This is a genomic window from Amycolatopsis antarctica, assembly GCF_002262875.1.
Taxonomy (GTDB): Bacteria; Actinomycetota; Actinomycetes; order Mycobacteriales; family Pseudonocardiaceae; genus Amycolatopsis; species Amycolatopsis antarctica.
The window spans coordinates 134,185-146,170 of sequence record NZ_NKYE01000007.1; the positions used below are offsets into that span (position 1 = coordinate 134,185).

General features: G+C 68.0%; 10 protein-coding genes. 3 read left to right on the plus strand and 7 right to left on the minus strand.

Annotated elements, in window-relative coordinates; all coding sequences use genetic code 11:
* Positions 1 to 16 precede the first annotated feature (16 nt).
* On the minus strand, positions 17 to 634 hold the full coding sequence (locus CFN78_RS13510; protein WP_094863314.1) for a LysE family translocator: 618 nt from the start codon (positions 632 to 634) through the stop codon (positions 17 to 19).
* A 369-nt stretch (positions 635 to 1,003) separates the two neighbouring features.
* On the opposite strand from CFN78_RS13510, the gene CFN78_RS13520 reads away from it, so the two are divergent.
* Positions 1,004 to 1,246, plus strand: a complete 243-nt coding sequence (locus CFN78_RS13520) for a hypothetical protein (RefSeq protein WP_133116345.1) — start codon at positions 1,004 to 1,006, stop codon at positions 1,244 to 1,246.
* Here CFN78_RS13520 and CFN78_RS13525 read toward each other — a convergent pair whose 3' ends face one another.
* From CFN78_RS13525 to CFN78_RS13545, 5 genes are all read right to left on the minus strand, one after another.
* On the minus strand, positions 1,247 to 1,876 hold the full coding sequence (locus CFN78_RS13525) for an HAD family hydrolase (RefSeq protein WP_165777547.1): 630 nt from the start codon (positions 1,874 to 1,876) through the stop codon (positions 1,247 to 1,249).
* A gap of 234 nt (positions 1,877 to 2,110) precedes the next feature.
* Complete coding sequence (locus tag CFN78_RS13530; RefSeq protein WP_094863128.1) at positions 2,111 to 3,037, minus strand: aminoglycoside phosphotransferase family protein; 927 nt, start codon at positions 3,035 to 3,037, stop codon at positions 2,111 to 2,113.
* Between the two features lie 441 nt (positions 3,038 to 3,478).
* Positions 3,479 to 4,198 (minus strand): hypothetical protein, encoded by a 720-nt coding sequence (locus CFN78_RS13535; RefSeq protein WP_094863129.1) that lies wholly within the window; start codon positions 4,196 to 4,198, stop codon positions 3,479 to 3,481.
* Positions 4,195 to 4,383, minus strand: a complete 189-nt coding sequence (locus CFN78_RS13540; protein ID WP_094863130.1) for a hypothetical protein — start codon at positions 4,381 to 4,383, stop codon at positions 4,195 to 4,197. The genes CFN78_RS13535 and CFN78_RS13540 overlap by 4 nt, the downstream gene beginning before the upstream one ends.
* Before the next feature lie 176 nt (positions 4,384 to 4,559).
* Complete coding sequence (locus tag CFN78_RS13545) at positions 4,560 to 5,468, minus strand: SRA domain-containing endonuclease (protein WP_133116346.1); 909 nt, start codon at positions 5,466 to 5,468, stop codon at positions 4,560 to 4,562.
* A 933-nt stretch (positions 5,469 to 6,401) separates the two neighbouring features.
* Between CFN78_RS13545 and CFN78_RS13550 the strand changes: the two genes are divergently transcribed.
* Both CFN78_RS13550 and CFN78_RS13555 read left to right on the plus strand, forming a co-directional pair.
* A complete protein-coding gene (locus CFN78_RS13550; protein ID WP_094863132.1) occupies positions 6,402 to 6,812 on the plus strand; it encodes a hypothetical protein in 411 nt (136 codons plus the stop codon).
* A gap of 53 nt (positions 6,813 to 6,865) precedes the next feature.
* On the plus strand, positions 6,866 to 7,381 hold the full coding sequence (locus tag CFN78_RS13555) for a DUF6998 domain-containing protein (protein ID WP_094863133.1): 516 nt from the start codon (positions 6,866 to 6,868) through the stop codon (positions 7,379 to 7,381).
* Positions 7,382 to 7,397: 16 nt separating this feature from the next.
* Here the strand turns inward: CFN78_RS13555 and mobF are convergent, their stop codons facing one another.
* Entirely contained in the window at positions 7,398 to 11,759 is a 4,362-nt protein-coding gene (gene mobF, locus CFN78_RS13560) for a MobF family relaxase (protein WP_094863315.1), read from the minus strand.
* Positions 11,760 to 11,986: the final 227 nt, after the last annotated feature.

The following is an 11,986-nucleotide window of genomic DNA, read 5'->3' on the forward strand; positions in this document are numbered from 1 at the left end:
TCGTTCGCGAGGGATTTCAGCGAGCTGTGGCTGCGACGCCCGCACCCAGCCCGACCAGGGCGGTACCGGTCACGCGATCGAGCATCCGGCGTGCCTTCGCCCGGCGCATGAACCCGGACAGCCTGCCGGTGAGCGCCACGAACAGCACCCACCACACGATCCCGACGGCGACGTCGATGCCACCCAGCAGCAGCACCTGTGGTGCCACCGCGGCCGCCGGGTCGACGAACTGCGGCAGCAGGCTGACGAAGAACAGCGCGGCCTTGGGGTTGAGCACGTTCGACACCAGTGCCTGCCCGAAGATCCGGGTCAGTGGACCGTCGGCGGCGGGTTCCTCCGAGTACGGCTCGGCGTTGCGCCGCGAGCGCCACAGTGCCTGCGCGCCGAGGAAGATCAGGTACGCGGCGCCGGCGATCTTGAGGATCGTGAACGCGAGCGCACTGCGCAGCAGCAGAGCCGACACCCCGAGCGAGGCGGCGGCGAGATGCACGCAGAGCCCGCACTGCACGCCCGCCGCGGCGACCAGGCCTGCCCGCCGATCGCGGACCGACTGACGCAGGATCACCACCCAGTCCGGACCCGGAACCACGTACGCGACGACAACCAGGCCGAGGAACGCCCACAGCCACGACATGCCGATCACCTCCGTCTCGCACGGTAGGCGCGGGTACCGACGGTCCGCACGCCGTGCCGTCCACCGGGAACCGCGACGCGCCACCCGTACGCATCGCGGGTTTGGCCGTTGACTCCAAAACCGGTTACACCGTGCTGGGCATGCTGATCGAGAAGCTCACCGGTGACGACCTGAAGACGGCCATCGCCCCCACGTCCTGGACCGCGTCGGCATGCCGTCGACCTTCCTTCCGGCGGCGGGCGAGAAGGGCCTGCCCGATCCGTACTCGCGCGGCTACCTCTGACGTCGGCGGGGCGCCCTTCGCCGACGTCACCAACTACGAACCCGCCGTCTGGGGTGCGGCCGGCGCGGGTGTCGGACGGCACCGACATGACGAAATTCGTCAACGCGCTGCTCGGCGGCACCGGCGAGTACGGCATCGGCCTGCAGAAGTTCCAGACCGACTGCGGTACCGCTTGGGGCCACATCGGGCAGATCGCCGGATACACGACCATGACCGTCTCCGACGGCACGCGCGCGCTGTCGACCGGCATCAACACCCCGGTGATCGCCGACGGTGCGGGCTCCGGCGAGGCCACGAAGAATTTCGTCAACCAGGCGCTCTGCGGCTGATCACCGATCCGGCGGCCACCTGCTCGCCGGTGCGGGGGTGGCCGCCGGATCGCGCAGGCTGGTGACAGCGTCGATACCGGCGGCCGCCGCGGCGGCCAGATCGGCGGCCGACTCGGCCACCACCAGGCACCGTTCCGCCGAACTCCCCAACGCGTGAATCGCCTGGTGCAGCAGGAAAGGGTCCGGGGTGAGGCGGGCAGGGTCGCCGGAAGCGCGGGCGCTGACCCACTTCGCGTCCTCGGCCAGATCGCGCAGCGAAAGGAATGAAGACACGGCGTCCACCGCGAGGTTGCCGAACACGGTGACGGTGATGCCGGCGTCGGTAAGCCGCCGCAGCGCCCCACGTACGTCCGGCTTCTCCCGTACCAGTGTGACCGCCTCCAGTTCGTGCCGCCGCAACTGCCGCTCGACGACGTGGGCGGTGTCCGGGCCGCAGCTCACCGCGTAACGGAGCACGTCGAACGGATCGCGCGTCCGCGCCACCTCACGCGGCACACCGGGGCCGAGCAGTACCTTTAGCCGATCGGCGACCGTTTCGGCCTTGAGCCTGGCGAACGGCGAGCAGACCGGCCCGTCGAACGCCAGTAGCAGATGATCGCGTTCGACCGGCTCAGCGCGTGCGTCCCCCACGTTCGTCCCCTCACCCACGGTGTCGCAGTCACTCCAGCCTGCCAGAACGGAGCGTGGGTACTGAGCGGCTCGTCGACGGGCACCACCGAATCGCGCCACGTCCCACCGGCGGGGGTGAGCATCGACCGTGCGTGCCGGCCAGGCCCGCCTCGATGCGGGTGATGGTGGCCTCTGCCAGCGGATCCGGCCGGCCTTTGGCGTCGACACGTTCGCCGATGCGCTGACCTTGACCTTTCATCCTCTGCGGCGGTCGGTCGAGTATTCGGAGAAGATTTGGTCGAGGACGCGACGCGCACTGGCGGCGTCCTCGTCGGCCCGGCCCACGGTCCGATCGTAGGTGATCAGCGCCTTCCACAGGGCCCAACCGCGCCCGCGTGCCCATGTCGCCTCGGCGACGGACAGGCGTTCGCGGAACGCCTGCCGACCATCTGCGGTCAGCAGTGTCCAGGCAATGGCCAAGTCGCAGGACGGGTCGCCGACACCGCAGGTACCGAAGTCGATGACGGCCGCCAGCTCCCCGCCGTCAATCAGGAGGTTCCCTGGTGCGATGTCGCCGTGGAACCAGATGTCCACTCCGTCCCAGGGGGCGTCGAGCGCGGTCTGCCAGATTTCGAGGGCCACATCAACGTCGATGTGGCCGTCCAGTGCCGCGAGTGCACGCTGAGTCTGCGCGTCGTAGGTGCGCAGGGGAGCCCCTCGAAACCAGTTGTGCTTCCCCGGCTGGGGGCCGCCGGCGGCATCGACGCTCTGCAAGGCTGCCAGGAACCCGGCCAAGTCGAGAGCGAAGCGGACCGGGTCGGAAATTCGGTCCGCACTCACAGGATCGCCGTCCAGCCATTGATAGATCGACCACGAGAAGGGGTAGCCCGCGCCGGGATGTCCCTTCGCCAGCGGGGCAGGGATGGGTAGCGGTAGGCGAGGAGCCAGTGCCGGAAGCCACCGTTGTTCCTTGTCGACCGCCAGGGCGTACGCAGCCGCGCTCGGCAGACGCACCAGCATTCCGTCGCCGAGGTGAAAGGTGACATTGTCCCAACCACTCTTGGCCACGGGCTGAACCGGAAGATCTGCCCACTGCGGGAACTGCTCGCTGATCAACCGGCGCACCTGCTCCGCGTCGACAGTGACGCGCTGGGGTACAGGACCGAGATCCGGTGTGCTCAAGGCGCCATCCCCGTTTGATATGGAAGCCGAAGAATGAGACTTGAACGGTAGTTCCTGGCTCGCGGGCACGCCGCCGAATTACGAACAGTCCGGCGGACACGCAGCGGCCAGCTAAGCCACGTCTATCCCACATCGGATCCCGGACACGTTCCATCACCTCGGCCGTCTCGGCGGCGAGGGTAGCTTCCTCGGCGGCCCGCGGGTCTGCGGCTTCGCGTAGCGCCTGGGGCGAGCTACTTGCGAAACCGCTGGTCAGACTGTGTGGAGCTGAGGGGAATCGAACCCCTGACCCCCGCCTTGCAAAGGTGCTGGTAGGCGCGGTCTCGGGCGGATAGCGCTGGTCAAGCTGACCGAGGCGTTGTCTGCGTTGGCTGCCTTGCATGCTCCCGTCGGACTTTCGCACCCATCGTCAGGCCCATTCGGCCGGCCGTACAGATACCCCTAGCGGCACTGCAACATGTCGGTGTTAGGCGACCGATGACCCCCTTCCGGGGGCGTGACCGCATACCCCATCTTCTTCAGAACCTCCGCGGCGGCTGCCGGGCTATCGCGGACAGCGGAGCGGGTTTGCTTGACGCGCCAGTTCTCGCGCCCTGCAGCAATGGCACCGTCACACCCAGGCTTGGTATCCAACTTGAACTCTCGCACGACCATGTCCAGGAAGTCTTCGAGGCAGGGCCGGAATCGGGATCCACCGACAGGTAGGTGCACCTCGGACAACAGTCCGGAATGCTTGCGGTTATTGCGCGCCAGGAGCACCGACACGGCGCCTCGTTCGGCATGGACGTTCCAGTGCGCCGCGGGGACTGAATGCGCCTTCTGATCAAAGTCGCATCTTAAAAGCGGCGTGCCTTCAAGCGTCGAACTGATCGAAAACTCTGACTTCCGGACCGCAAGGTATTCACCAGTCTGATCTGGCTCACAACGGAAGTTGACGAGCAATGACGCGATCGGCTTCTCACCGGCATACAAGGGGATGCTGCCGACTTTCTCCAGCGTGCCCGCCCGCACGGCGTGGTAGACGCCGTGCGACAGCACCTTTATCTGTCGGACGGCCAGGTCGGCACCTGCTGGCACCGCGAAAACAGCATCTAGAAGATCCTGGACTTCCTGCGCGAACGCTTTGGTTGTCGTGAGGAGATCGAAGGGCGGTGAAGTCAAGGCTGCTCGCCGAGTAAGAACTCCACCTCGTCCAGGCTCTCAAGTGCTTCGATCTCGGACGTAGTAGCGACCTCGGCGGCCACGCGCTCGCGCAGCTCCTCGTGGGTGGAGTTGACCTCGTGGAGCAGCCGCTGACGACGGGCCAGCAAGTCCCCACTGCTGACCTCAATGACTTCCACAGTCATGGCGCCCCTCCCAGTCCGTCCTCTGTCCCCTCATCATGTGTACGGGTGCGACAGTTTGCGACAGGTTGAGACAGTTCATACCCGAATTGTTGCCCTGGTCACCCCATCGGACCAGCGTCTACAGACAGTTTGGGTCCGCAGCCGGAGCGTTATCGGATCCGCGCCAGGCACCGAGGCTAAGCACCAGCAGCCTTCGCGTGCGTCAACCGTACCCAGTCGTGTCCGTCTGGGTAGACGACTTTGATGCCGACCGCGTCCAGGTACGCGAGCAAGTCATCGCGGGGTCGCGTCGGCACGAGTAGCGCCAGACTCTCGGCGTTCGCAAAGCGCTGGTAGTCCAGCAACTGTCCGACCGCGAGTCGGATCTGCTGGCGCGTGACCGTTCCCTTGGCTTCAACCAGTTCCCTAGTGGTTTCGTCCCACAAGTCGCTATAGAGGGGGCTCGTCTCGCCCGGTGGGATGAGACGGAGCCGACTGACGTCGTGCCCGTGGCGTACCAGGTGTTGCTGGTAGCGGTGGACCAGCGTCGCCTCCCGTCTCTCAAACTCGTACGGCTCGCGGTCCGGGCTGACGTGCGCACGCTCGGTGTGTTGCTCCTCGACCGGGACGCGTTCGGCCCTAGGTTCGGCGGCGGGACTCACCGGCAATTGCGGCAGGTCGACCGGCACCTTGTTCAGCGGCCGCATCTTGAACACGACAACCTGCCGGAGACTGTCCGGGTCGCCGGTCTCGTGGGCGTCGGTGAAGTAGTAGCCCACCAGCTCGAATTCGCCCAGGTACGTAACTGTGGTGCCCTCACTCCGGAATCCCTCGAGCGACCTTCCATCTCGGCGATGGTTCAGGATCGATTTGTTGCCCTGCGTGAGCTGCTGGTCACCTCGCTGCCCCTCGCCGACGTAGTGGAACAGCCTGTCAGAGTCCCAGCCGTCGTAGTAGCCGTGCTGCTGGCCGACCGCCGGGGCGGTAAAGAACATCACGACCTTGGCCTTGCTCGACGGCCCAATGCCACCTTGCTGGCGCCCCCCGAACCGCTGGTGGAGCTCACGGCGGAGCAACTGATCTCCTGGGCTCAGGTCGGTCAACATCTCAAACTCCATTTTGATACTATCGGAGGACTAAAAATGAGCCCTTAAAGTATCACCGTCCATGGAATCCAAGCCTCCTCGTGTGAACCTTTGCACTCGACGTGCGGCCATGCGGGCGGGAAAACGCAGGTGGGCGGGCCGGTCACGACCCGGCCCGTCCACCTTGTTTGGCGCTCTTAGTGATTTTGTAGTAGTGCTTGTAGCAGTCGTCGTGGCACGCGGTGTTCACCCCGGTCGTCTGGTCGTGCCAGCGAGATATCCGGCAAGACTTGACATCGGGGTCCGGTTCGTCGAGGTCGTCAAACAGCAGCTCAAAGCGTTCGATCGCGTCGAGGACACCGTGGCTCGAGTCGATCCAGGACCTGACCGGTGTCGAGTGGCTTGGGATGGGATGCGGTGCAGTGCTGGATGAACGGCGGCCACCAGCTACGGAGCAGGTAGGGCTCGTTCCGCAGCAGCGTCACGAGGCGCTCGGCCGTCTGGCAGGCGTGCGATTGTCGACCCCTTCACTGATGAGGTGCGCGGTGATCGACTCGGTCCGCTGCCCTCCACCATCCGAGTCACCCATCCGGAGTTCTATGGTCCCGTTGGCCCTTGGGCCTGCGGGCTGCGCCGGTGGGTTTCCGGTGCCTGCCCGCGGGCGAGGGCGACCACGGCGGCGGAGGCTCGCCAGCAAGGGATCAGGCCGAAAGATGTTGGCCGCGCGCTTTTTGCGGCCAAGATGTTTCGGACCCCTTGCTGGGGAGGTGCCGTCGTGGTAACCGGACTTGTGCGCACCACCCGAGGCGAGTAGCTACGGACATCGCGTGAAGCCAGGAGAGCGCCGACCGGAGGGAGGCACCGGTTTCCCGACCGCCAGGGAGGGTGCCCGTCACCGTCACCACCGCCCTTGAGCGGCGGAAATGGTCGGTAGGGCGTGTCATCCTCGAAGACATGGACGTCACCGCGTCGGACCTGACTCGAATTCCTGCGGGCAACCTGCGGGTGTCCTGCGACGAGTTCGCTGCCCTGTGGCTCGCGGCGGAACAGCGCATGGCCACCGGTTCCTCGGACTGGTATGCCGGTGGCGTGGTGGTGACCTGCCGGTGGCTCGCTGCCGCGACCGTCCGTCCTGCCACCGGGGCGTGGCACCCGGCACGCTCGCCGGTGACCCGCCGCACCGTGTCGGCGTATCCGGAACTGATCGAGACGGAGCACCTGGCCGCCGAGAAGCAGTTGGCGCGGCGACCGGTGCCGACGTGGCTGCAACACCAGCCTGGCTGGGCGCTGGGCATTGTGACCACGTTCAACTGGGTGTGGCGCCGGGTCGGCGCGTACCCGCTCGACGTCGACCCCCGTCAGTGACTCCGCCAGTTCGACGACTGGGGACGGCGACATGCCACGCGTAGTGTCTGGACATGAATCCTGACGGCCTGAGCGACGTTCCTGTTCCCGAGTTGCTGGGCCGCTATGCAGCGATCCTGCAAGAGCTGCGGCGGCGTGACGTGGTGCGGACGCAGAATGCGCCGCTGGGTGACTACGCCGAGTACCTTGCCGCACGGGTCTATCAAGGAGAGTTGGCCGCGAACTCGGCCAAGTCCTATGACCTGCTGGCCGCCGACGGACAGCGGATTCAGGTGAAGGCCAGAACTGTCGGCCCGGGCACGCAGGCGGGGACGATCTTCTCGGTCTTCCGCTCGTTCGATTTCGACGTCGCCGTATTGATCACCTTCGACAGCTCTACCTACGGGCTGCGCTGGGCCCGCGAGGTGCCGGCCGCCGAAATCGAGACGGCGAGCCGGTACTCCTCTCACGTCAACGGCAACCGACTCCTCATCACCACAGGTGCACAGCTTGGTACGGATGTCACGCCACGGTTTAGCGCCGCTCTGGCGGAGTCACCGGATCCGCCAGCTGGTGGTCCCGCCAGCTAAGGCCGTTCCCCGGGTTTCAGGCATGTTCCATCACCTCACCGCTCTCGACGAGAGCCGCTTCCTGTTCGGCGGCCTGGTCGGCGGCGTGCCAGCGCGCGACCTGCTCGGCGCGGGCTTCGTCGGCGGCCCGCTGGTCGGCGGCTTCTCGTAGCTCGATCTCGTGAAGCGCTTGCTGTGCACGGGCAACGGCCTTGGCGGTTTCGTCCGCGGTTGGCACTCGCACCTGATCGCCGGTGTCCTCGGCCGGTTCGACGACTTCGCGCACGTCCTCGACCGGCTCGGCCGCGACCTGTTCGTCCTCATCGACAGCGACGGCAACGGTGTCGGCGCTGCGTTCGTCGGCGATCTCGGCCAGTTCGGCTTCGTGGGTGACGGGCCGGTGCTGGTCCTCGACGGCGGTGTCGGCGGCGTGAGCTTCGAGCCATTCCGCGGCGGTCACTGCGAACTCGGCCTCGCGCTCGTCGACATGACGCGCGGACAACTCCGCCTTCGCACGGTCCGCAGCCGCCCGCGTCGCGGCAGTGTGCGCGAGCCACTGCGCACGGGCCTGGTCAGCGACGGCGAGCTGTTCGCCCCGTTCAGCAAGAACGGCGGCAAGCGCGTCGGCTTCATCGGCCTCCGCCGTGAGCCGGGCGCGTTCCTGCGGGTCGGTCGCGGCGTCAGCCTCGGTACGGCGCAGCGCGGCCGACTGGCGGCGGTCGGCGGCGGTCTGGCTGGTGCCCGCGAGTTCGTGGGCGACAAAGGCCGGTGCCCAGTTCTGTTCGCGCTGGTAGGCCCGGACACGGACTCGGAGTTGTCCGTCGCTCATTTCCAGTTCGTCGCGTCCGGCTTCGGGACGGCCGAGCGCGCGCCAGGCCGAGCGCCAAGAAGCGTACGTCTCGACCTGTCCAGGTTTTGGTGCGGCACCGAGAGCGGTGCTGTCGTCGTCATGCCCGACCAGCTCGCGGTGCGCGGCGACCACGCCGACCTTCGCCTTCCAGTCATCCGCGGCGGCGGTCTCAGCCGGCACAGGCCCGAACGCCTCGACCGCCCACGCCGGTGCGTCGGCGGCGGCCTGGTTGCCGAGTTCGAGGCGGCGTTGGTCGGCGGTGTCGGCGAGCTGTGCGAGGTAGCTCTGCCACTGCGGTTCGCTCGTGGCGGGCAGCCAGTCGGTGTAAGTGTCGCCGGTGGGATCGAGGGTGACGGCGTCGGTGATGCGGTGGTGGATGACGTTGGTCAACTGCCGCGCCCCACCGAGCGGGCGGGCGGCGACCGCATCGGTGAGTACCGTCTGCGGGTCGTGGCCGGCCAGTTCGGCGCGGCGGAGCACGCGGCTGAGGGTGGGGCCGCCGTCTTCGGCGGCGATCCTCGCCCGCTGGTTGGCGGTCAACACCTCGTCGGCGACGAGCTGGTCGAGCCAGGTTGTGGTGCGGCCGGCGGTGGCGAGTTCGGTGGCATCGGCCAGCAGTTCGGCCGGGGTGCGGATCGCGGTCGTGTCCTCCGTGGACTCGGTGGCGGTGGCGAGCGCGGACTGGGCGGTGGTGGCGGTCTCGAAGGTCGCGGCGAGCACGGAGCTGGGTGAGCGGTGCACCGCGTCCAGGGCGGCACCCTCGGGCGCGTCCGGTGGGACGGCGAGGGTGGCCACGTGGGCGGTGTTGGCGTCGCGGCCGCGGCTCATGCCGACGTAGAAGGCGTCCACTCCGGTCGCGGATGTGGTGACCGAGTGGGAGGTGTCGACGGTGAGTCCTTGGGCGGCGTGGACGGTGGAGGCGTAGCCGAGCGCGACGTGTTCACCGACGTAGGCACCGGGCAGGGTCATCGGATCGCCGAGCTGTTCGCCGGAGGCGTCGCGGCCGAGGATGGGGGCGACGACCAGGCCGCCGTCGTCGCGGGTGGAGATGACGCGGTACTGCTCGCGGTTGATCGGTCCGCGCCGGTTGCCCTCGAACCCGGCCAGGCTCCATCCGTTGCGGCGGGCCTGGATCAGGTCACCAGCACCGGCGTAGGTGCCCTGAAGGCCGAGGGGCACGCCGTGGTCGTCGACCTTGCCGAGGCGGACGAGTTCGGCGCGCAGGTCGGCGGAGACGTTCGCGGCCTGCTCGTTGGTGTCGACGATCAGCAGCGAGCGGCGTCCGGCGAGGGTGTCGCCGAGCCACGCTTTCGCGGCGGACTGCTCGGCCTGCTCCGTCGTTCCGGCATCGAGCAGGCGGCCGTGTTTGTGGTAGTCGCCGAGCACGCTCTGGTCGCCCTCGCGCAGCCGCAGGGAGGCGTCGCGTTCCCAGGCCGCGTGGAAGCGGCGGGCTTCGGTGAGTTCGTAGCTGGCTCCGGCGGTGGCCATCATGTCCATGCCGCCCCCGGCACCGACCGCGGCGAGCTGGCGGTGATCGCCGGTCAGCAGCAGCTTCGCCCCGGCGGCGTGGACGTGGCGATGGATCGCGGCGAGGTCGGCGGTGTTGGTCATCGCCGACTCGTCGATTACCACCAGATCCCCCGCCATCAGCCGCCACTGCTCGTCGGCCTCGACCGTGTTCCCGGCAGCGAGGCGTTTCTGGGTGGCGAGCCAGCGGGCGATGTTGCGGGCCTCGACGCCTTCCCCAGCTAGCACATCGGTGGCGATCTGGCTCGACGCCAGCCCCATGACGCGGCGCGGTTGCCCGTCCCACAGGTCCGGGTCCGACCACGCTTTCGCCAGCGCGCCGACGACGAACGACTTCCCCGTCCCTGCCGGGCCGACAAGGGATTCGACGTCGGCACCGGAGGACAGCACGCCGCGCACGGCGGCGGCCTGGTCGGCACCGAGTTCGATCCCGGTCGCGGCGAGCGCGGCCACGAACCCGTCCGCGGCGGTGCGGTCGAGGGCTCGTGAGCCACCGACCGCGGTGGCGGCGATCAGTGCGCGCTCGGTGTGCACATGCTCCGGCGTGGCGTACAGCCGTCCGCCCGGCGCTTCGTACGCCGAACGTCCATCCGCCAGACGCAGCTCGTTCGGCAGTACGGCGTCGGCCGGACGCTCAGCGTCCAGCGGAACGGCCAGTGCCACGCCCTGTTCGGTGAGACCGTCCAGCAGGCGCGCCACGTCCGCGCCATCCAGGTCACCGAGCTGATCGGGCAGTGCGTCGCTGATCACGCGCGTCAGGTCCGGTGCGGTCCAGCCGGCCTTTTTCGACTGGACGTCGGCGAGTGCGGTTTCGAGCACTTCGTGCGGCGTCCACGTCGCAGCCTCCGGCGCCTGCCCGTGCAGGTCGAGCACGTCACTGGCCACCGATGCGAGTCCGCCGGCCACCTCGGCGCGGAGCTGGGCATCCCAGCGTTCGAGGCGGGCCTCGACGGTCTCACCGTCGTGGGTCTTGGCGTTGCGGGTGGCGAAGGTGGCCTGGCGCTGCAACCGGTCCAGCTCCAAGGTGGTCGGTTCCCGCTCGAACTTCGCCTCGAACGCCTCCACCAACGTCGCCGTGTGGCGGGTGATCGCACGTCGCCGCGAGCTGAACAGGTCCATCACCTCCTGGCGCACGCCCACGACCTCGCGGGCCTTGCCGTCCGGGCGGGTCGCGAACCGCACGCCCAGTGCGCGGGCCAGGTGTTCCTCGGTGGTGCGCTCCCCCACCGCCGATGCGGCGCCGCGGTACTTGTGGATGGCGCGCGAGTCGACGGTGCGCCACTGACCGTCCGTGCCCTGGACGCGGTTGAGGATGGCGTTGTGGATGTGTAGCTGCGGGTCGTGGTTACGGGAGTCGTGCTGGAAGAACGACGCCACGGTCCAGTCGTGCGCGTCGATGAACCGGCCGGCGGCCCCGCCGTGATGCCCCACCCGCGAGTACCCGGCGTGGTCTGCGAGGTAGTCCAGTGACGCCCGGTTCCCGGCCCAGATGGCGTCCTCGACCGCCTGCCGGTGCGCCGCCCACGCCGCCGCGCCGTCCTCGTCGCCGGTGTCGCGGGCGTTCACTTCCTGCGCCTCGAACGCGGTGTGCAGAACGGTCACCGACTTCTGGACGCTGTACGTCGCGTCCAGAAACGCGACGTTCTTGCGTACACGCTTCCCGGCGTCCAACCGCAGTTCTGTACGGCGTTCACCGCTGGCGTCCGGTTCGGCGTCCAACGCCGCCGCGTACAACTCCTCCTCGGTGGCGTACTTCCGGCCGGTATGCCCCAGAGTGGACGCCTCCGCCCAACGCGCCGGGTCGCGGAAGAACTCGTCGCGTGGGTCCACGAACTGCTCGTAGAGCGCGGTCATGTCCTGCGCGTCAACCAGCCCCGTCAGGCCGAGCGCTTCGGCACCGCGCCCGTACCAGCGGCCCGGGGGCTCCCCGGCCGTGACTGCGCCGGTGTAGTAGTTCTCCCGCCCCGCGGCGACCTCATCGGTGAGGTAATCGACCGAATATCCCGTGGCGATCGTCAGCATCAGACCCACCAAGCAAGATCAACAACGGTGGTCGATTCCACCGCCGCGCCAGCGGCGTTCCCGGGTGCCCGGCAGGGCGCACCGGCCCATCGGATCGTGATGCCTAGGTGTGATCCTTCTTCGGTCTTCTTCCTTGTTCCTAAATACGTGACTACTTGCTGACTACTGGTGACATTGGTGGGATTGCTGGACTTCGTGGGACTTGCTGCTGTGGTGGGCTTCTGTGT

Bases quoted from the DNA above. Each gene is read 5' to 3' on its own strand.
- CFN78_RS13510 (WP_094863314.1), bottom strand. From the start codon at position 634: ATGTCGTGGCTGTGGGCGTTCCTCGGCCTGGTTGTCGTCGCGTACGTG.
- CFN78_RS13545 (WP_133116346.1), bottom strand. From the start codon at position 5,468: ATGTTGACCGACCTGAGCCCAGGAGATCAGTTGCTCCGCCGTGAGCTC.
- CFN78_RS13555 (WP_094863133.1), top strand. From the start codon at position 6,866: ATGAATCCTGACGGCCTGAGCGACGTTCCTGTTCCCGAGTTGCTGGGC.
- CFN78_RS13540 (WP_094863130.1), bottom strand. From the start codon at position 4,383: ATGACTGTGGAAGTCATTGAGGTCAGCAGTGGGGACTTGCTGGCCCGT.
- mobF (WP_094863315.1), bottom strand. From the start codon at position 11,759: ATGCTGACGATCGCCACGGGATATTCGGTCGATTACCTCACCGATGAG.
- CFN78_RS13520 (WP_133116345.1), top strand. From the start codon at position 1,004: ATGACGAAATTCGTCAACGCGCTGCTCGGCGGCACCGGCGAGTACGGC.
- CFN78_RS13550 (WP_094863132.1), top strand. From the start codon at position 6,402: ATGGACGTCACCGCGTCGGACCTGACTCGAATTCCTGCGGGCAACCTG.